The sequence below is a fragment of the Microbulbifer mixtoriginis (SeqCode) genome (genome assembly GCF_052467235.1).
On the sequence record NZ_CP174305.1, the window covers coordinates 1,476,555 to 1,496,295 of the forward strand.

17 protein-coding genes are annotated in these 19,741 nt (G+C 49.6%); 10 read left to right on the forward strand and 7 right to left on the reverse strand.

Features of this window, described 5'->3' with window-relative positions; genetic code table 11:
• Positions 1–69: 69 nt before the first annotated feature.
• The 4 genes from ACJJIO_RS06600 to ACJJIO_RS06615 form a co-directional block, all read right to left on the reverse strand.
• A complete protein-coding gene (locus ACJJIO_RS06600) occupies positions 70–1,116 on the reverse strand; it encodes an AraC family transcriptional regulator (protein ID WP_444903164.1) in 1,047 nt (348 codons plus the stop codon).
• A 189-nt stretch (positions 1,117–1,305) separates the two neighbouring features.
• Complete coding sequence (locus tag ACJJIO_RS06605; RefSeq protein WP_444882765.1) at positions 1,306–1,881, reverse strand: PhnA domain-containing protein; 576 nt, start codon at positions 1,879–1,881, stop codon at positions 1,306–1,308.
• A gap of 166 nt (positions 1,882–2,047) precedes the next feature.
• Positions 2,048–2,464 carry a CBS domain-containing protein gene (locus ACJJIO_RS06610; RefSeq protein ID WP_252083319.1) on the reverse strand — a complete coding sequence of 139 codons (417 nt, stop codon included), beginning with the start codon at positions 2,462–2,464 and terminating at the stop codon, positions 2,048–2,050.
• A 65-nt stretch (positions 2,465–2,529) separates the two neighbouring features.
• The gene (locus tag ACJJIO_RS06615) at positions 2,530–2,958 is read right to left on the reverse strand and encodes an Hsp20/alpha crystallin family protein (protein ID WP_252083320.1); all 429 of its coding nucleotides are present in this window, start codon (positions 2,956–2,958) and stop codon (positions 2,530–2,532) included.
• A 378-nt stretch (positions 2,959–3,336) separates the two neighbouring features.
• Between ACJJIO_RS06615 and ACJJIO_RS06620 the strand changes: the two genes are divergently transcribed.
• On the forward strand, positions 3,337–3,774 hold the full coding sequence (locus ACJJIO_RS06620) for a host attachment protein (protein WP_252083321.1): 438 nt from the start codon (positions 3,337–3,339) through the stop codon (positions 3,772–3,774).
• 100 nt (positions 3,775–3,874) lie between these two features.
• Here the strand turns inward: ACJJIO_RS06620 and yihG are convergent, their stop codons facing one another.
• Both yihG and ACJJIO_RS06630 read right to left on the reverse strand, forming a co-directional pair.
• The gene (gene yihG, locus ACJJIO_RS06625; RefSeq protein ID WP_444910517.1) at positions 3,875–4,780 is read right to left on the reverse strand and encodes a 1-acylglycerol-3-phosphate O-acyltransferase, YihG family; all 906 of its coding nucleotides are present in this window, start codon (positions 4,778–4,780) and stop codon (positions 3,875–3,877) included.
• Positions 4,781–4,902: 122 nt separating this feature from the next.
• Positions 4,903–6,411: a dipeptidase gene (locus tag ACJJIO_RS06630; RefSeq protein WP_444910518.1), complete on the reverse strand. Its 1,509-nt coding sequence runs from the start codon at positions 6,409–6,411 to the stop codon at positions 4,903–4,905.
• Between the two features lie 357 nt (positions 6,412–6,768).
• Here ACJJIO_RS06630 and ACJJIO_RS06635 point away from each other — a divergent pair, with 357 nt between their 5' ends.
• The 5 genes from ACJJIO_RS06635 (at position 6,769) to ACJJIO_RS06655 (ending at position 13,405) form a co-directional block, all read left to right on the forward strand.
• A complete protein-coding gene (locus tag ACJJIO_RS06635; RefSeq protein ID WP_444910519.1) occupies positions 6,769–7,434 on the forward strand; it encodes a hypothetical protein in 666 nt (221 codons plus the stop codon).
• Between the two features lie 272 nt (positions 7,435–7,706).
• Positions 7,707–8,318, forward strand: coding sequence for a cytochrome b (locus ACJJIO_RS06640; protein WP_444910520.1), 612 nt, complete (start codon positions 7,707–7,709; stop codon positions 8,316–8,318).
• On the forward strand, positions 8,315–8,881 hold the full coding sequence (locus ACJJIO_RS06645) for a YceI family protein (protein ID WP_444910521.1): 567 nt from the start codon (positions 8,315–8,317) through the stop codon (positions 8,879–8,881). The genes ACJJIO_RS06640 and ACJJIO_RS06645 overlap by 4 nt, the downstream gene beginning before the upstream one ends.
• Positions 8,882–9,516: 635 nt before the next feature.
• Positions 9,517–10,491 carry an FHA domain-containing protein gene (locus tag ACJJIO_RS06650; protein ID WP_444882770.1) on the forward strand — a complete coding sequence of 325 codons (975 nt, stop codon included), beginning with the start codon at positions 9,517–9,519 and terminating at the stop codon, positions 10,489–10,491.
• 364 nt (positions 10,492–10,855) lie between these two features.
• Complete coding sequence (locus tag ACJJIO_RS06655; protein ID WP_444910522.1) at positions 10,856–13,405, forward strand: protein kinase domain-containing protein; 2,550 nt, start codon at positions 10,856–10,858, stop codon at positions 13,403–13,405.
• On the opposite strand, the gene ACJJIO_RS06660 is transcribed toward ACJJIO_RS06655, so the two are convergent.
• Positions 13,402–13,905, reverse strand: coding sequence for a hypothetical protein (locus tag ACJJIO_RS06660; RefSeq protein ID WP_444910523.1), 504 nt, complete (start codon positions 13,903–13,905; stop codon positions 13,402–13,404). The two genes, ACJJIO_RS06655 and ACJJIO_RS06660, sit on opposite strands and share 4 nt — an antisense overlap.
• A gap of 534 nt (positions 13,906–14,439) precedes the next feature.
• Between ACJJIO_RS06660 and ACJJIO_RS06665 the strand changes: the two genes are divergently transcribed.
• From ACJJIO_RS06665 to hisC, 4 genes are all read left to right on the forward strand, one after another.
• Positions 14,440–16,221, forward strand: coding sequence for a trans-sulfuration enzyme family protein (locus tag ACJJIO_RS06665; RefSeq protein WP_444910524.1), 1,782 nt, complete (start codon positions 14,440–14,442; stop codon positions 16,219–16,221).
• A gap of 108 nt (positions 16,222–16,329) precedes the next feature.
• Entirely contained in the window at positions 16,330–17,628 is a 1,299-nt protein-coding gene (locus ACJJIO_RS06670) for a S1C family serine protease (RefSeq protein ID WP_444887207.1), read from the forward strand.
• On the forward strand, positions 17,619–18,656 hold the full coding sequence (locus tag ACJJIO_RS06675; RefSeq protein ID WP_444910525.1) for an FHA domain-containing protein: 1,038 nt from the start codon (positions 17,619–17,621) through the stop codon (positions 18,654–18,656). The genes ACJJIO_RS06670 and ACJJIO_RS06675 overlap by 10 nt, the downstream gene beginning before the upstream one ends.
• Positions 18,653–19,726 carry a histidinol-phosphate transaminase gene (gene hisC / locus ACJJIO_RS06680; protein WP_444910526.1) on the forward strand — a complete coding sequence of 358 codons (1,074 nt, stop codon included), beginning with the start codon at positions 18,653–18,655 and terminating at the stop codon, positions 19,724–19,726. Before ACJJIO_RS06675 ends, hisC begins: the two co-directional genes overlap by 4 nt.
• The last annotated feature ends 15 nt before the right edge of the window (positions 19,727–19,741 follow it).

Here is a 19,741-nt window from a genome sequence, read left to right on the forward strand (position 1 = left end):
AAAATAGGATACTGAAATGAGGCGGGACACTGCCGGGTAAATACCCTTTGAAAAACCTAGAAGTAAAAATCAATGTTGTAGCTTGCGCCATTGTAAGGGGGAGTTCCCATGCACAGTGCGAAAAGCTTTGGAGAAGGCACTGGTATCGGTATAACCAAGGCTCGCCGACAGTAGAGCAATATCAATATTTGAGGACCGTAAATGCCATCGAGCCGTTTCCATGCGCGCTTCTTGTAAAAGCTGCTTGAAAGAGGTGCCGGCAGCACGTAAATGGCGCTGCAAAGTTCGAACAGGGGTATCCACCAGTTGGGCAACCTGTGCCAGGTTATGCTGTTGGGCCCCCAATGTCTGCAAGATCAGCGTTCGCACTTGACTCGCTATATCCCCCCTTTGCCCCTGAATGAGCAACTGGGTAAATTCCTCAAAATATTGCATCAATCCCTCACTAGCCGCATTCAAAGGCCTTTCTAACACTTCAGCATCAAACACGAGACAATCATATTCCTGGGCAAAAAATACCTCAGCTTCAAAGTACTCACGGTAACGCTGGAGTGAAGAAACCGGTACATGGCAAAAATGCACTTGGCGCGGGCGAATATCCGCTCCAGCCAACTCCCTAAATAGCCTGCAGGCGGCGCCCAAGGCCAGCTCGCTGTACTGCTCAGTAACTCCAAGCCCTTCATAATGGCTAATGCGATAAGCGTAGAGTCTGCTATCGCGCTCAATTATTCGCCAGTGATCAGCCTGGTTGTGTAATACCATGTAGCGGTGGCTGGCACTCAGCGCGGCATCCAGGTCTTTCTCTTTGAGCACCAACTTACCCAACACTCCAAGCATACGCAGGCCCTGCTGCTCCGCCAGCCGCAAGCCAAAGTCATTGCATTGCAGCTCACGCACACACAGGTTTAACAGGTCGATCAGAGTAGAGATTGGAATCAAGATATCCGGGCGACGCATACAATCCGCGGGTAGGCCAACCTCAGCGAGCAAATCCGAAGGTATTCCGCCCAACTGGGGAACCAGAGTGTTGAAACCCGCGAGGGTGCCGCTGCGAATTTCATAGGTTGGGCTCATCAATCCATCTCCACTGCCTGTCACAGCTACAACCACAGCCATAGCCATGCGCACCAGCTAGCATTGGGATCTACGGGCAATGCCAGGCGGTTAAAGTCCTAGGGAAGTATTCCAGGGATGATAACAGGGCAAATTTATTCCAGTAATCTTTCACAAGACTGAAATGTGACAGGAAACACCCCTTCCCTTCGTAAACTAGTCCTATATCCAAAGCTGGCAATCAATAGAGTTTCAACCAATTTTCTTGACGAACTTAGTCAGAATAACGATACGCTGCCCCTCGACACGCCCTTCAATGTGTTCTGGGTTATCCGTTAAACTGATACCACGAACTGCAGTACCGCGCTTGGCCACCAAACTGGCCCCTTTTACATCCAGATCCTTGATAATGGTCACACTATCACCTGCCTGCAGTTGCACGCCGTTGCTGTCGCGGTGAACAAGAATGTCGCCCGCTTGAGGTAGTGCGCCGGCTTGGGCCCAGTTAAGAAGATCGTCATCCAGGTAAAGCATGTCTAGTAAATCCTGCGCCCAGGTTTCCGTAGACAGGCGCTTGAGAAGCCGCCAGGCCAAAACTTGCACCGCCGGCTCTTGGCTCCACATGCTGTCAGATAAACACTGCCAATGAGCGCTGTCGAGTTCGGCTGGATTGTTCAGCTGATCGCGGCAGGTCTGGCACAGGAGTAAATGGCCCTCCGTCCCGACAGGGGACTCCGGCAGTTCATAAGCTTCCAAATTATCCTGAGCTTTGCAGAGTTCGCACTGACCACCACTGCGCTGAAGCAGCTGTTCCTGACTGACCGCCATGGATTACCTCAAAAAGTGCGGAGTATACGCCCTCACTCGCTAATTCGTGCAACCCTACCAGAACCTATGAATCAATAAGAAAGTAAAATAAGACTGGGCCCCATCGGAGAATTCTCCTCACAGGGCCCAGAAAAATAAGTTAAGCCCCATAATGGGGCTACGGAAACTAGTGGTGAGCCGAAACCGCAGAGGCGAAGTGACCACCCTGCTTACTGGCAATGGCTGAGGTGATATCGCCGAGACTGAGAATGCCGACCATGCGCTTCTCACTATTTAGAACTGGCATTCGCCGTAGCAGCTGCTGTTCCATTTTGTGTACCGCGGAGAGAAGGTCATCCTCTTCCCAGCACCATTCAATGCCCTCAGTCATTACATCACGGGCAGTTAGGGAAGAAAGATTGCCTCCCTGCACAACACCGCGACATACGATATCTCGGTCGGTTACCATACCCACTAATCGATCGTTTTCACCGATGGGAACCGCTCCGATATCCTCGTCCCGCAGGATTTTTGCCAATTCCTGTAGAGAGGTATCTGGTGTACACCAGGTCACACCCTGGTGCATTGCCTGTTTCACTTTCATTTCTTTACCTCAACTAATACTGAAAACATACTTTTAAAGCGACGGAAGCCCGTCGCATGAAAAAATCAGTGCACTTCGATACGCTTTCTCTGTGGCGGATGTCCCTCGTGTCTGGGGACAGTCAGCGTCAGAATGCCATCTTTGAAATTCGCATCAATTTCATCTTCTCGAACATCCTCCCCCAGATTAAAACTACGCAGGAATTTGCCATAACGGCGCTCTTGTCGCAGAATCCGGCCATCTTTTTCTTCCTTGATCTCGCGATGTACTTCCGCTTCTAGGGTTAAAACTCCATTCTCCAAAGTGATATTGATATCATTCTTACCAACACCTGGCAGTTCGGCACTGATTTCATATTTGTTTTTCCGTTCACTCACGTCAATACGTGGCGAGAAAAATCCCTCCCTTTCACTGCCGATAGCGCGGCCAGGTGACAACATCTGCTCAAACATATTATCCAGATCCAGCAGGGAACCTCTGGGTATCAGACTCATACTTACAACCTCCATCTACCGCTATGTCGCAAGAGGCGCAAGCTAGACCCATGGATCCGGCTTGCGCCTCTCACATCTTGATTTCATTCTAGGTAATCTCACGCCATTCGGTAGGAATATGTGCCTGCAATAACCATCACAAAAGGCATAAAGACAACTGTGAATATTTAGATTTCATCTATTTAGAAAATCTATAACGCTCTACGAAATGAACCGAAAAGCATCGCAGGCAAATCCCACTCCTCTATCCACAATTAACTCTCCAATATTCTGGAAAATGAAAAAAAAACAGATAGTTACCCAATTAAATCCAGACAGATAGTGGATGGCGCTGAAATTAACTAGGATAAGAGAGAGTAAAAGAATGAGGATACGCTCATGGCTTTAGCATGGGTTCTTGTGGCCAACCAATCGCAAGCCAGAATATTTGAAGCACAAAAACGCGCCGGCAACCTCCATGAAATTCAAGCCCTACTCCATCCAGAGTCCCGACTATCAGGACGCGAAATAGATAGCGATGCACCTGGACGCAGCTTCGACAGCTACGGCCAGGGCCGCCATGCGATGGGAAATTTTGCAAATCTACACCGCCGCAGTGGTGAAGATTTTGCCAGGAAAATTGCCCATACACTGGAGCGTGGGCGCCAAGAAGGCCGCTTTGAAAAGTTATATATTGTGGCTGAACCCTATATGGTGGGGAGCTTGCGCGATGCATTGAAAACGCCCACTCGTGCCACCGTTGCCGGAGAGACCGGTAAAAACCTGGTCGACAGCCAGCCAGATGAAATTCGTGCTCAGCTACCCATCTGGCTTTGATTGATTCCTCATTGAGGAAATCTGTTGGGAAGGCGGGGCTGAAAAAACAGCCCCTCAAGCCTTCTTAAGTAGCATTCGCCATAAAATTAGCCTGTGCCTCTTAAGTCCCTTTTGAATCACTCAATAGATTCCCAATCAACTGATCCTTATCCTGCCAAAGTTTATACACCCAATGATTAAATTCAGCACGAAATACCTGATCATTCATATAATCAGCCGTAAAAAATTTATCTGGTATGCGAATCTGCTCCACCCGAACGACTACGCGCTTAACTTTCCCCCCAAGGAAATCCGCAAATGATGGGATACCATCTGGGTAGACAATGGTTACATTTAACAGGCGGTTAAGTTGCTCCCCCATACTTTGCATAGCAAAAGCAATGCCACCAGACTTGGGCTTGAGCAAATAGTTAAAAGGTGAACCCTGCCTATCATGCTTTTCCTGAGTAAAACGCGTACCTTCAAGGAAATTCATAATACTGGTGGGAATTAATTTAAAGCGCTCACAAGCCTTTTTGGTTGATTCCAGATCTTTGCCGCGCATTTCCGGATGCTTCTCCAAATATGCCTTGCTATAACGCTTCATAAATGGAAAATCCAAAGCCCACCAACAGATCCCCATTACAGGGACCTTGATAAGCTCCTGCTTGATAAAAAATTTCAGGAAAGGGATTTTTCGGTTAAAAATTGACTGTAGTACAAAGATGTCCACCCAGCTCTGGTGATTGGAGGTTACCAAATACCAGCCATCTTTTTTCAGCTCCCCCCCAATTTTCACATCCCACTCTGTCTTTTGCGTAAGTTTCATCCAGCCTTTATTCATGGTAATCCAGGCTTCAGCAATCGACATAAAAATGGATGTGTAGATTTTGCGCAGCGCTGAAAAAGGAAAAATCAATCGCACTACAACAAAAAACAAAATGGGAATAAAGCAAAGGATTGTGCTGATGACCAGCAACACCGAAGCCAATACCAACAACACTGCCGAGGGAAGAAAATTTAACATCTTATGCTTCTAAAATAGTGGTAAAAGAGATTCCTAACGGACGCCTGAGAAAACCGATTTTACATAGTAAACTCTGGCGCCCACATTCTTATTCTTATTCAACAACTCGCAGATTCACCAGTCTAGAGGTTAGCCACCTCAATCATCATCGCCGTATACATTTTTAGGTTCAGCCGAAACTGTTCAACGGTAATAAATTCATGTTCCGAATGCCCGGAATAAGCAACTCCAGGCATAGAGGGCCCAAAACTCACAGCATTAGGTAATAGCTTGGCATTGGTGGAACCACCAATCGCGACCGGCTCAGCCTTTTCCATACCGGTGAAATGACGAAAAACTTCTAGCAAAGGTTTCACGTGAGGAGCATCGTCTACTCGGTAGGGGTTCCCCAAAATCACTTTTGTATCTGCCAATGTGATACCCGAAAGTTCCTGCCATTCGGCCAAGGTAGAGTCAATCTCCTTTTCTAGCTGCGGGGCTGTTTTACCTGTGGGGCGACGCAGGTTGAGGTGGCTGATCAGTCCAGAGTCAGTCTCTTTCACCATGGTGACTGCCGCCGTCATTGGACCCATAAATGCATCGCGATAAGCGATACTGCCAAACTTCTCAGCCAGGACCCCTGTGCCCACCAAGTCATTCAGATAGTGCACCGTCGCACCAGCGGCATTGGCGGGCCAATCGTACACACTGAGCGCATCCGCAAGATAGGCGATCGCGTTTACCCCATGTTCAGGCTCTGAGCTGTGGGTAGCCACACCGCGGGCCAATACCTCTAAACTGCCATTACCGCTTTTAAACTCATATGAGACAAGCTTGTTCTGAGCGGCGCGCGCGCGGATAGCCGAAACTAGCTCAGCATTAACATTTCCCAGCAAAGCACGCGCCTCATCCGGCACCTGGCTGCGAAAATAGCCACCTGAGAAACTTTTTATATAAGGCTTATCGAAGTTCGCTGCCAGTACACCAGCAGTGGTGACTTGCACCTCACTCCAGCCCTTCTCGGCAGTCACTACCGGATAATTAGCGTCGATGGTGATGTTGTAGGCAGGGATTGGATAAGTTTTCAGGAATTCCTTGAGGGGCTCCCAGTCAGACTCTTCCGCCAAATAGATCAGAAGTTCAACCCTGCGCTTCATGGGCACCGCCTGATCCTTAATCGCTTTCATAGCATAAAGGGCCGTAGCGATCGGACCTTTATCATCCTCACTGCCACGGGCAATCAGCTTGCCTGGCTCACTTTCCGCATCCAACATAAACGGGCTTTTCTGCCACTTGGCCGGGTTGGCTGGCTGGACATCCCCATGGGTAACAATACCCACTTTCTCTGCCCCCTCACCCAGGGCAATTACCACAACATGGCCGAAATCCTGATACTCCAGCCCCAGCTCCCGAGCCTTATCCTGTAGAGTGTCCTTGAAGCCTTTAAACTCAGGGTTGCGTTCCAAAGGCAGGTCTTCGCGAGCTACCGTTTCAAAGCGTACCAAGCTCGCTAAGGTCTCAGTCATGGCTTCTTCATATTTTTCAACTGCATAGTCAGAAGTCTCCTGTGCCTGAGAAGACACACCAGCGACAACAGGTGCTGACAGGGTTGCAGAGAGAAACAGCGGTAAAAGAGCATTTCGTAACTTCATAAGCACCCCAGGTAAATAAAAGTGCCATTGTACATCTCCAGCCATTGGCATGACCCACCAATTCATCCCAGTCTCTGTGTTAATAATCTCCAGTCACAGTTTCCTGAGCCGAACCTATACCAATGCTCCACTGCTAAACTAATATCCTGGCAATGTAATAGGTGTTCCCAGGCCTCCTCAATCAGCACCACTTTAATATTCCTACAGTTGAATAAATCTGGCGATAATTCACGGCTTGATTGGATCATAGCCAGCAAATATGACTTCACTTATCACTTGCCAAGCCTATAAGCCACTTATAGTGGTTTTTCAGGGTTGCTAAAATTTGGGGAGCTTAACGCGAGGCTGGAGCAGCGCATGACCACGTCCAATGGCAAACATTTCCATCGCAAGCAATGGCTGAGTGTCCAGCAGGCCGTCAGCCACTTGAGCGCCCTAGCGGAGGAACCCCTAACCAGCATCCATCTTGCAGATTTAGCCGAGGAAAAGCTCCTCGATCTCTACTGGTATCGTCCGGGGCAGAAACTGACCTTTCTCAATCGCGAGGGGCAGAGAGAATTGATTGAGCCACTGCGCCTGTGCTCAGAGAACCGCAGTGACTGGCGGGCCCTTGTCGGTATCTTGCGACACAGCCCCGCCCTACCCGCTTATGAGCAAGACACCCCTCTACTCGAGGACGCCGAGGGCAATCGCCTGCGCATCACATTTGACTATCATCAACGCCCTGAGCCCTTCAGTGGCCGCTGGTACCCTAGCCTGGCAGAGCTGGTATTGAAGCGCAGCGACTTGGAGATGCTAGAGCCACGGCTGTTCTCCAGCCAGGAAACTGAAGACAAACTGGAGCGGCAGTTAATGCTCGACGTGATCTGGCAGCTTGAACAATTAGCCCTGGACCGCGAACATCACTCCACCAGCTGGCTGGCTGAGCAGCTGGCACAGCGATCTACAGCCCTGGACAGAGGGGCCTGCGAGCGCATTCTTCTTGCCGCAGAACGTGAGGGTAACCGGAGCCGCCCCCACTAACAGCACAATTATCGTGCTTTCTGTCTCTTTTATTCGTCACCTGAGCCTAATTGATCTCTCTCGCAAAGATTCCCTTCAGGCATTGGTCATAGACAACAAAAACGATACCCTAGCGCCAAGTTATAATCCGCTAACGGGGTGAATGCGAATGTAGCCTCTCCAGACCTTCTTCAAGCAGAAAGAAAAACCCTGGCGGGATTCGAGGCTAATCAAACCAGCATACTGAAGCCTCATCTATTTACCCGATCAATAAACACACTTGGAGAAAGAGCTTGCAAGCTCGTAACAACCAAAATAACTACGGCTGGGTCGCGATTATGCTGCATTGGCTAATGGCCCCAGCGATCATAGGCCTCTTTGTACTCGGCTGGTGGATGCGCCAGCTGTCCTATTATGACCCCTGGTATCAGCAGGCCCCCAGCATCCATAAAGGCATAGGAATTTTGCTATTGATTGCTCTGGTGCTTCGTTTACTGTGGCGTTCAGTGAATATCACCCCCAGGGCTGCCCCAGGAACGCCTCGATGGCAAGCACTCACTGCCAGTGGCATACACAACCTCATCTACCTGCTTCTATTGGCCATTATGCTATCGGGTTACCTGATATCGACCGCCGATGGACGCCCCATTGATGTATTCGGTTGGTTTAGCGTAGCGGCTACTATCCAGGGCATTCCCAATCAGGAAGACATTGCCGGGAGCCTTCACGAAATTCTGGCTTGGACCTTGATCATCTTGGTCAGCCTTCACGCCCTGGCGGCATTGAAGCATCATTTTTTCGACAGGGACGTAACACTTCGCAGGATGCTTGGGCTATCAGGCATGCCCACCCGTTTGAATAAGCAAAACACAGTTACAACCACAAAAAAGGAAATCTCCCTATGAAGAAGCTCACGGCCCTTCTTTTCGCTGCCCTGCTCGGCACCACAGCCCAAGCGGCGGAATATAAAATCGATACCAAAGGCGCCCATGCCTTCGTCCAGTTTCGCATTAAACACCTGGGATATAGCTGGCTCTATGGGCGTTTTGACGATTTCAACGGTTCATTCTTTTATGATGACAAGGCACCGGAAAAATCTACAGTAAACGTCAATATCGACGTAACCAGCCTTAACAGTAATCACGCCGAGCGCGACAAGCACCTGCGCGGTTCCGACTTCCTCCACACGGAAAAATTCCCCACAGCAACCTTCAAAAGCACCAGCTTTGAACCAACAAAAGACGGAAAGGCACTGCTCAAAGGTGAGTTAACCCTGCGTGGGGTAACCAAGCCGCTAACTATCGACGTTACCAACATTGGGGGCGGTAAGGACCCCTGGGGTGGCTACCGTCAGGGCTTCAGTGGCACTGCAGAGTTTGATCTGAAGGATTTCGGTATCGACTACAATCTGGGCCCAGCCTCCCAGAAGGTTGAAATGATTCTGGATATTGAAGGCATCCGTATCTAAACCTATTTAGAAACTCTTATTCCTTTGACAGCCCGATTTACAACAAATCGGGCTCCTATCCCTCAAGTACCCATTTAACACCACTTGGCAGAAACTGCCGCAAAAATGGCATTTTTAAGCGCTAACAGATCCATTAGATTAGTGCCAAATGGCCTACAGCTCCCTAAAACTAATACTTAAAGAATCTCTCAGCTTTAGCTAAATACTGGAGAAAAGACATCTGACAGCTAGCCCAGATGGCAATAAAGAAACTGCAAGCACTTAAAATTTTAACCAGTTCACAATTAGTAAGCACAAACTATTACGCTACTTTTGACGACAGCAAAGTTTTTCAGTGAAAATAGCAACCATTAGTAGTAGCAGTGATTACAATCATTCCACAGTAGGTATAAAGAACCTCAAACTTATTTACAGCCAGATCCCTAGTGAGCGCCCACTTCTCCCTTAGAGGGGGAAATAGCCAAACTCTCTTGGCCTTGTAGAGCGAATCTCAAAGAATCTGGACAATAGCACTTGTAGGTTACTTTTTATTGCTGCCGAGTGAGCAATCCCATCTGCAGCATTGAACTGCCAACAATTCTGGCAAGCAGCTCTAGCTCAGCGCCCGACGCAACCCGGAGAAAAAGGACAAGATAATGGCTTGCTTACAGCATCCAGATAGGGACCAACCCGTATACCTGATGGCACACCACACCATCGGCCGCCGTCAAGGAGCCGTGGATACCCGTATCACTAGTGCCGAAATCTCTGGTATTCACGCGGCCATTCAGTGGACCGGCACACATTGGAATATTCGCGATCTTAGTCGCAATGGAACCTGGTTAAATGGCCAGCAACTGGTTCCAGCCAAGAGCTACCCATTGCAAACCGGCGACAAGATCTGTTTCGGACGAGTCAATAACCCCGCTTGGATTGTCGAGAATCTCGATGCCCCGGAAAACTTGTTGATTGACCTGAAGACTGGTGAAGCCCAGCTACTGGAGCAATACCACCTACTGCCGGACGAGAGCGAGCCCCTCGCCAGCTTGCATTTCAGCCCCGTTACCGCCCAATGGCAATACGAGTTTACCGGTAGCACCGGCGAAGGGGGCAGCAAGAGCATGGTCAATCACGGGGATCGTATTGATTGCGGCCTGCAGAGCTGGCAACTGTTTCTCGCCGACAACCAAGGGGCAACCAAAGAACTCTCTTTACAGCAGTTATCCATTACAGATTTCGGCCTGCGCTTCTCTGTCAGCTCCCACGAGGAACATGTACAACTGCAGCTACAGCGAGAGGGTATGAAGCAGTCCCTGCCCGCACGCATTCACAACTACCTGCTGCTGTACCTGGCTCGAGCACGCTTCCGTGATATGCAAAATGACATGGATATAGATTCCCAAGGCTGGGTTTCCATCCAGGTAGCCACTCACGAACTGGGCATCACCGTCAACCACCTGAACACCCAGATTTTCCGCGCACGCAAGCAGATCTCTGAATCCTTGCCAGATGCCGTAGATACCTCAAACTTAGTAGAGCGACGCTCCTGGGAAATCCGCCTAGGCTGCCACCAGTTTGAAATCTATAAAGGCACTCAATTGGAAGCGAAGACTGAGCTGCAGGAAGCGTAATTTGGAGCTTAGGCCTTATCGCTATTCGTAGCTCAAAAGAATCGATCCGTACGTATAGCAGTCACGCTAAAGGTACGGATCTTATGCCCCCGTTGTTTGCCTTTATAAACAGCAAAGCCTTTCTTGACATATATGACTTTCCGCCAGAGTGAACTCACCTTAAAGGTTCACGTGCTGAAACTCTCGCATTTCTTTCCTTAAAATAAAGACTTTATAGACGTTAGGCACGTCTCTTTTTGCAACCGATGGCAATCCAAAAGAAATGGAATAACGTGAACCATTTCCTCTGAAATGGAGACAGATAGCTTCACGAAAATGTACTATCGGGTAGAATCCCCTATCCATCCGAAAAGAACTAAATACAATGGACGTAGTTGCGCTGGAGAAAACTGAGGTATATCAAGGTCGCTATAGGGTAGAGCGCACCCTTGGCGCCGGTGGTATGGGTGTTGTCTATCTGGCTGAAGACGTAAAGCTGGGGCGCAAAGTCGCCATCAAGCAACTGCGCTCTGATATGACAGGCAACTCCGCCGAAGCCCGTTTTCGCAGCGAAGCACAATTATTAGCCAGACTGAACCACCCCAACATTGTACGTCTGTACGATGTCCTGGAGGAAGACCATAATATCGCCCTGGTCATGGAATTGGTTGAAGGCGTTACCCTCAAAGAGTGGATACGCGAACGTACCGCCACGCTAGCTGAGAAACTCGATTTGCTGATGCAGATCTGCCAAGGGCTGGGCAAGGCCCACTGCCTGGGGATTATCCACCGGGATTTAAAACCTGAGAATATCCTGGTCACCAATGATGGTGTAGCCAAGATCACCGACTTCGGCATCGCCAAAGCTCTCGATTGCGACCAGCAACTCACCAGAGAAGACCATATCGCCGGCAGCGTGCAGGCCATGTCTCCTGAGCAGCTGCAGGGTACTACCCTAGATGCCCGTAGCGATCTGTTTAGCCTGGGCAGTATCGCCTATGAATTACTCTGCGGGCACAAACCGTTTGAGCGTGGCGATAAGAGTGCACTGGCCTTTGCCCAGCAAATTACCAGTAAGCCCCATATTCCACCGCAACAGGTCTGGCCGGAGATCCCCAAACCTTTAGCTGCACTATTAGACAGACTATTGGGCAAGCGCCCAGAACAGAGACCCGAGTCCGCGGAAAGAGTTTTTGAGGCCCTGGAGCTGGTGAGAAAGCATGGCATTGATGCAGACACTCAACAGTATTCGGAAACTGTCACCCAGCTATTAATTAAGCCACGTAGGAGACGAGGGCGTATTACCGCAGTATTAACCGGTATAGCCCTACTTGGATTAAGCATATTTTGGGGTTGGCGCACTTTTATGCAATTGCCCCCACAGTATATCGCAATCCTTCCCGTGGAGTTTAATGGCGAGGTGCGTGGTGGTGAAGACCAGGAAACCCTGATCAAGGCAATGGTTCGTCAAGCATTAATGGGTACTCCCGCCCGGCTTAAATCCAGCGCACTGTTCAGTTTTAATCCTTCCCAAAACTTAAGCCTTGAACAGCAGTTACAAAAACTGAAGGACAGGGGGGTTACTGATGCTCTTCGCGCTCGCCTGGATTGTATGCAATCTCGCTGTAATATCGAACTGCAGCGAATCAACCCAGCAGACTCACAAGTCAAAAAACAAACCGGTTTTGTTTTCCTCAGCTCCAAGCAACAGGAAGCTCAATATACGGTTGGCAACAGTTTACAGGAGCTTTTTCCTAACGCTTATCATGAAGGAGCGATAAATGACAGTAAGATGGAGCCGGCAGATTATGACATCTATCTGACAACGCTTGCCATGTATGGAATTAGTGCTTCCGCAAAAGGCCTTGACTTGACTGGCGTTGAGGATTTGATCCTTAAATACCCTAGGAATATAAACCTTTATTCTTTATATGCACGCATGGCTCTTACAAGCTACGGCGACACAAACGATAGAAAGTTTCTTACCAAGGCCCTCAGAATTCTTGCCAATGCGGAGGTGTCGGAATCTTATGAAACTACCATTCTTGAAGCGAAGCTGGCTCTGATGTCTGTCACAGCAGATAAAAAGGGGTTTGAAACAATATTAAAAAAACTACAAAGTAAAGGCCACCCTTCATCACACTTACTCGCGCAGTATTCTCGCTTCCAGTATCTACAAGGGGATTATATTCAAGGGTTAGACTACGCCAAGCAAGCCGCAGAGCTCAACCCATCCTCAAATAATCTATATTTAGTTGCTATCAATCAAATGGCAACAGGCAATTATAAAGCAGCCAAAGAAGTTTTAACTGAGCTAATTCAAGGCTCCCCAAAGTATTGGCCCACCTACGCACTATTAGGAGTTATTGAGCTTGAGAATGGAAATTTCAATCTTGCTGAGAAAGCCATACTAGCCATCCCTCAGGAAAACCGAAGCTGGAGAACAAAAGGTAACCTGGGCACAGTTGCTTTTTTTCAATCAAAATATCAACAAGCACTAGATGTTTATATGGATATTTTAGAGTCGTCTCCCGAAAATGTACAAATGCATTTACAAATTGCAGAAACCCACTTGATGCTCCTAAACGAAGAGGGTGCTAAAGAGCACTTCTTAAAGGTAATGGAACTCACTTCAGAAGCTACAGACCTCGAAACAAAAAAGTTCCGTTCCCTAGCACTTGGCTATTTAGGCGAAACAGCCAATTCTATTAGTCTAATCAAAGAACTCCTAAGAGAGTCGCCTGATAGCACTTATATAAAGTACTACGCGGCGCAAGTTTATGCACTTGCCGGGGAATGGCAGTCCGCAAATTATCATATTGAACAACTGCTGAACCAGGGAATGGATGCGAAGTGGTTTAACCTTCCATCACTTAAGCAACTTTGCACCCAATCCCATGGATCAGAGAAAACACTAGCGACCATATGTCCTTAGGGCTCCTCACCACCCTTTCCAGGAACAGGGTCAACACCAGCTTCGGGGTCTCCGGAAACAAAGTGCATCCCCGTTTCTGGATCGACACACATCCATAGGAAATTAAAGCGATCCGGAATCTGCTCTTTATCCTTGATTTTAATAATTAACTTGGTGTAATCCCCATCCACCTGCCTGGCGCGAGCACGGAACTGGTGCCGAAAATCCGGGCTCAGCGCAATAATGCCATCTAACTTTTGGCTCTGCTGGTAACGCACAAACTCCAACTCGCGCCCCGACACCTCTGATAAATCCAGGGTAATTCTCAGAACAACCACACCACCCTTGTGGATCTTGAAGCGCATATTGCCAAAATGCTCCTCCGGATTATCGGCATTAAACAGCGGCCAGTACTGCGGCTCACCATCTTTTTGCTCTCTGGGCCGCAAAACCAGATCCAGCTTCAAGCCCTCTTCAGGTACCTCGCACTCGAGTACGGGTAAATCGGCACAAGTGCTCATCGTTCATCCCCTTGTAAGCATTTGTTATTTGGTGTCATCCTAAGACGTTTTTATTCGTGTAAAATACGTCTGTGACTGCGTCATGATAACCAGTTCAGCTCTGAAAAAAAGCCGGCAGTATAGCCACTGCCGGCCCGGAATGATGGTCCCAACCATCGACGGTTACAACAACACTATCAAGAGCAAAATTTGGCATCCGTGCCTCGGGCAAGCTCATCCACAAGGTCCGACTAAGACTCTGCACCCGTCGGTTCCAGCTTGTCCGCTCAGCTTGCGCTGATTCTTCCCGCTTCTCGCACCTCCGACAGTGCGAGAATACAAAATCCATCCGAAATGTTGTGGGGGCTGCCCATCCGTGGCAGGGAACCGCTTTCACAATCTCCCGTACCCCCTCAACTGGTAGCTACTTTACGAATTCGGGAATTACAGGTCTATCACGGCCAATTACAAGGAATTACACGCCAAGTATTTTATCCTTTCTCTTAGGCTGTTAGAGTCATCTAATAACAAAAAGAATCACCTGATGAGGATACGATGGAAGCGAATCTCGAAGATGTAAAAATTCTCTCTCCCCGACGCAACAGCACCGAGGCCACTAATATTGCGGAGCTTGCTCGGGAGCAACTCCAGCATTTTTGTATTGATCAGGAGTCAGAGCACGGGCGTTTACTGGAGCAAACTGCGGCGCTGTTATATCAGGCACAGGGCAACTTAAATCAGCTGTGGGGCCAGATAAGCGAAACCCTGAACCGATTGGATCGGTCCGACAAAATTGCCTACTTCAATGCCAAACGCTTTATGAGTTTCCAGCTGGCAAAATTATTGGACACCCTTCAAAATCCGTTGCGCGCCAGCTTTCAGAGTCTGCAGGGAGATGATTTCAATATCACCACCCGAGGTGGCTACCCACTGTTCGATAATATCCCGGCGATTTTTTCTGCTACGCCGGTGATTGCACGCACCGCCACTTATATCTATGCCTGTACCGAGTGGGTAGACGACGCCTTCCGCGGCCGTGAACCCAGCCACGATATTTACTCTCGCCTACTCAACCCCACCTCTATCTCCCTGGCCAACGCCATTGTGGATTTGGAGTGCGGACCGGCAGCCAATGAGTATATGGCCTGGAACTTCAATTCCGGTATGGCCGCCATTGACGCACTACTCTCCAATCAGCTGCGCCGCGACGATATTTTAATCGTCTCACGCAATATCTATGGCGGCGTACACCAGCTCTTACAGGATTTTTATGCTCGACCAGACAAACTGGCGATCCAGCTGGTTTGGTTTGACGGCACCAGCGGTAAAGACTTCGAAAAACTACTGGCCGACACACAGCGAGATTACGCCGATGCCCTTCAGCAAGGCTCCAAGCTCCACGTCTATATCGAATCGCCCTGCAACCCCCACGGTATCATGTTGGACGTACCCGCTATCTGTAAGGCTGCACACCAGGAAAATATTCTGATCAGCCTGGATGCCACCCTGGCCACCCCCTTCCTCTACCAACCACTGCGACGCCAAGATCGCGAGGAGCGTCCAGACTTTGTTGTGCACTCCTACACCAAAGACATTGGCGGCACCGGTGCCGCAACCGCTGGCGTGGTGATTGGGGAAAACCACCGTATGTTTATTCCCAAGGGCGACAGTGCCAAGGGGCTGAACTGGGATCAGTGCATGTTCTGGGATGTGTATTACATCAAAGGCGCTTTCCTAGATGCGGATAAAGCCTGGGAGGTGCACTGTGGTATGCGCACTTTGGAAATGCGTATGTTGACCAAGTGTATCAATACCCAGTGCCTCAGCCATTTCTTCGCCAGTCACAGCAAAATTCGTGTGAACAGCCATGCGGTGGAAAGCCATCCGAACGCGAAGCTACGCAAAGCCTTGATGCGCTATCAGCTGCCAACCCCATTATTTAGTATTGATATGGAAGCGGCACAGATTCCCACTGAGGCTTTCAAGAGTTTCTTCGATGCGCTGGAGCCCGCGTTTGGACAGATGGTAAGCTTGGGGCAGACCAATACCATGGTACTTTGCCCCGCTCTTACTTCTCACTCCGAACTTTCTCCTCAGGCCATGGAAGCGGCGGGTATATTCGCAACCACAATCCGAATATCGGTGGGAGATGAAAATATGGCTCAGCTAGCGGCTCATGTGATCAGCTGTGCGCGCTTACATCTTGACCCGGTCAGCCCTGGATTTAGTGAGGGCTTTATCTCACCGCAGGAAGCGGATGCTACCTTCACCCGCTTCTATCTGGAATCACATAAAAAAGTTGTAGAAGCACAACCGAAAATCACCGACTACCTATAAAAATCTGAAAAGCGGGCGCACAGTAATTATCCCCTGCCGTGGCCCGCTTGTTGCACTACCCTATATCCCGTAGTATCACCGCTTCTGTCCATAATTTAATCAAACAAAATGCCGAATTTTTCTGCCCACTTTCTGGCCTGGGTGCTCTTCTGTCTCTCAACTCTGGCGCTGGCACAGGGATATGAGCAGCTTTACAGCGACTATCGCGGTAGCCTCTATCAAATACGCTTAATTGAAAAATCTTCTAATTCGAAAGCCGGGCTCGGCTCAGGATTCCAGATTTCCGCCGATGGTCTACTCGCCACCAATTACCACGTTGTCGCGCAAGCAGTTAGCGATCCGGATAAATATATACTGGAATATCTTTCAACCGATGGCACCAAGGGCACCCTGGAGCTCCTGGATATCGATGTCGTCAATGACTTGGCGCTACTACGCCAGGACAAGCCCGGCAAAGAATACTTGCAACTCGCCACCGAAACCCCAAAGCAAGGCGAAACCATAGTCTCCCTCGGTAATCCTCTGGATCTTGGGATGACCCTGATCCCAGGCACTTACAACGGTATCGCCGGAGGCAGTTTTTACGATCGTATTCATTTTGCCGGTTCTATTAATCCCGGCATGAGTGGTGGCCCGGCTATTAATACTCGCGGCCAAGTAGTGGGGATCAATGTGGCAACTGCCGGTAACCAGGTAAGCTTCCTGGTTCCGGTGGATAAACTGATCAACTTGTTAAAGCACTTCCATCAACGCAATGTAGCACTGGACCTACAAAAGGTCACCTACCAGCAGCTACTCGACAATCAACAGCGTATTATCGACTCCATACTGGAGGCGGACTGGCAGCGCCGCTCCCTCGGCGAGGCCAAGGTTGTTGGGGAAATAGTGCCCGCCATTAAGTGCTGGGGCAACAGTGAGGAAGATAGCGACAATCCTATTAAACGCATCGATAAAGGTTGTACTGGGCAGGATGTGATTTTTCTCTCCGACGACTTTAACACCGGTCGAGTGGAGTACGAGTTTTTCTGGCTCGAATCTGAAGGTCTTCTACCGGCACGCTTTTATGCGGAATACGAGCATCAGATGAGCACTTTTTATCCTGGCAACAGTGCCGGTGAAGAGGATGTCACCAACTTCCGCTGCCGCCAGAACTTTACCTCCCAGCCGCGCAATGGCAATGGCCCCGTATCCAAACCAGAGCGCAGTAAAAAACCGCTAATTAGCCGCACCAGTTACTGTGTAAGACGCTATAAAAACTTCCCCGATCTGTACGATATCTTTTTCTTGAGCCTCAGCGTGGACCAGAAGAATCGCGCGCTGGTCAGCCACTTTACTCTATCCGGCTTTACCCGGGAGTCTGCCGACGCCTTTGCCGAGAAGTTCACGAGCGAAATCCAATGGCACTGATAATTGAAGAACTCAACCGCGCTCACCGGGTGCAGGTGCGCTACCGAATGAAAGGTGAAAAGTTCACCCTGGGCCGCGCCTATAGCAACGATGCAATCTTGGAAGACATCCACACAGATGGGCGCCATGCAGAAATTCGTCGGGAAGAAGATGGCAGTTATATTCTGCACGATTTGAATACGGTGAATGGCAGCCAGCTACTGGGGAATCTGAAAGACCGATCGGTTAAGCCGGGGGAGATTTCCTCCCATCAGATTACCTCTGGGGATCTAATACAATGTGGTAAGTCGCGCTTACGAATATTTAATTGCGATGACGATGTTGCCGAGGCCACCCCTCTGCATTCGCTGGAAAATCTGTTTGCCAGCCTATCCAACCCTCTGTACGCTACCCTCCTGGTACTCGCCGTAGCTCTGTCCACGGTACTGCTCAGCTACCTCGGCTACGCGCGTACTTATCAGTGGACCATCGCAGTCAACATCTTAGTGAGTGCGGTGATTGGCTTGGTGATTTATGCGGGTGCCTGGGCTTTTGTAGGCAGGGTGGTCCGCCACGAAACACACTTTTTTGCCCACCTTTCCATCGCCGCTATGGGCGTACTCACTTACGCCGTCTGGGAGTGGTTAGGCAGTATACTGAATTACAACTTCGCCATAGGGGATACCATGGAGGTTCTGGACTTCCTGGTACTCGCTGTCATTTTGCCCACTATGCTCTGGTGCGCTTGTTATCTGGCCACCAACCTAGGGCGCGCCTGGCGCTGGGCGGTAGCACTAGTACTGCCGCTCGGCTTTTTAGGCCTCAGTCTGGTGGAAACGATCAGCTCGATCGATGACTTCCGAGAAACACCGGCGCTCTCCACTGAGCTCAAATACGATAATATGTTGTTGCGTAAACCGGTGCCCATGCAGGAATTTATCACCGGTTCGGCCGCACTATTTGATATTCCTATCAAAAAAGAAGAGCCGGAAAATGAGAGCAAGGAGAGCTCTTCCGCAGAAAACGAGAACGTAGAGGTAGAGCAGTGAATACAGTGTTTTGGAGCCCCGGCCTGGAACAGTTGGAACCTTACACTCCCGGTGAGCAGCCCAGCGGTACAACTCTGATTAAACTGAACACCAACGAGAACCCCTACCCCGCTTCGCCCCGAGCACTGGCACTATTGGCACAGAAAGATTTTGCCGACGCCCTGCGTCGCTATCCCGACCCAGAGTCCTGTGAGTTGCGCGCAGCCATTGCCACGCGATATGGACTGAATGACAGGCAGGTTTTCGTCGGTAATGGTTCTGATGAGGTTTTGGCGCTGAGTTTTTATAGTTTTTTCCGCCGCAACGAACCCTTACTGTTTCCCGATATCACCTACAGCTTCTACCCAGTGTACTGCCAGCTTTTCGACATAGAGTCCCGCAGTATTCCCCTCTCAGAAGACTTTAGTCTCAATGTAGAGGATTTCTCGGGTACTGCCGCTGGAATTATTATCCCCAATCCCAACGCCCCGACAGGACGCCACTTATCACTCGATAGAATTGAAGCACTACTGCAGCTACAACCAGAGCGAGTGGTGATCATTGATGAAGCCTACATCGATTTTGGGGGGGAAAGTGCCACCCAATTGATCGAGCAATACCCCAATCTGCTGGTCATTCACACCCTGTCTAAGTCTTATGCTCTGGCAGGTCTGCGCCTCGGCTTTGCTATGGGGCAGGAACACCTGATTGAGGGGCTGCTGCGCGCCAAGAACTCTTTCAATTCTTATCCTATCGATGCCATCGCACAGGAAGTGGCTACTGCAGCCATCCGCGATAGGGCCTGGCATGAAAACAACTGCAGCAAGGTTGTCGCCACACGCTCTCGCACAGAAAAGGCACTGCTTGAACTGGGGTTTGAAGTTATACCTTCCAAAGCGAATTTCATCCTGGCGAAGCCCCCTGCCCCTGGTGCCGAGGCCCTCTACCTGGCGCTGCGCGAGCTGGGCATTCTGGTGAGATACTTCAATAAGCCCCGTATCAGTGAATACCTGCGTATCTCTATTGGCACAGATCAGGAAATGGACCAACTGATAGGGAACTGTAAAGAGATACTTGCGTCACAGAGCTAGTAAACTGTCAGTCTA

Bases quoted from the DNA above. Each gene is read 5' to 3' on its own strand.
- ACJJIO_RS06600 (WP_444903164.1), bottom strand. From the start codon at position 1,116: ATGGCTGTGGTTGTAGCTGTGACAGGCAGTGGAGATGGATTGATGAGC.
- ACJJIO_RS06605 (WP_444882765.1), bottom strand. From the start codon at position 1,881: ATGGCGGTCAGTCAGGAACAGCTGCTTCAGCGCAGTGGTGGTCAGTGC.
- ACJJIO_RS06610 (WP_252083319.1), bottom strand. From the start codon at position 2,464: ATGAAAGTGAAACAGGCAATGCACCAGGGTGTGACCTGGTGTACACCA.
- ACJJIO_RS06615 (WP_252083320.1), bottom strand. From the start codon at position 2,958: ATGAGTCTGATACCCAGAGGTTCCCTGCTGGATCTGGATAATATGTTT.
- ACJJIO_RS06620 (WP_252083321.1), top strand. From the start codon at position 3,337: ATGGCTTTAGCATGGGTTCTTGTGGCCAACCAATCGCAAGCCAGAATA.
- yihG (WP_444910517.1), bottom strand. From the start codon at position 4,780: ATGTTAAATTTTCTTCCCTCGGCAGTGTTGTTGGTATTGGCTTCGGTG.
- ACJJIO_RS06630 (WP_444910518.1), bottom strand. From the start codon at position 6,411: ATGAAGTTACGAAATGCTCTTTTACCGCTGTTTCTCTCTGCAACCCTG.
- ACJJIO_RS06635 (WP_444910519.1), top strand. From the start codon at position 6,769: ATGACCACGTCCAATGGCAAACATTTCCATCGCAAGCAATGGCTGAGT.
- ACJJIO_RS06645 (WP_444910521.1), top strand. From the start codon at position 8,315: ATGAAGAAGCTCACGGCCCTTCTTTTCGCTGCCCTGCTCGGCACCACA.
- ACJJIO_RS06650 (WP_444882770.1), top strand. From the start codon at position 9,517: ATGGCTTGCTTACAGCATCCAGATAGGGACCAACCCGTATACCTGATG.
- ACJJIO_RS06655 (WP_444910522.1), top strand. From the start codon at position 10,856: ATGGACGTAGTTGCGCTGGAGAAAACTGAGGTATATCAAGGTCGCTAT.
- ACJJIO_RS06660 (WP_444910523.1), bottom strand. From the start codon at position 13,905: ATGAGCACTTGTGCCGATTTACCCGTACTCGAGTGCGAGGTACCTGAA.
- ACJJIO_RS06665 (WP_444910524.1), top strand. From the start codon at position 14,440: ATGGAAGCGAATCTCGAAGATGTAAAAATTCTCTCTCCCCGACGCAAC.
- ACJJIO_RS06670 (WP_444887207.1), top strand. From the start codon at position 16,330: ATGCCGAATTTTTCTGCCCACTTTCTGGCCTGGGTGCTCTTCTGTCTC.
- ACJJIO_RS06675 (WP_444910525.1), top strand. From the start codon at position 17,619: ATGGCACTGATAATTGAAGAACTCAACCGCGCTCACCGGGTGCAGGTG.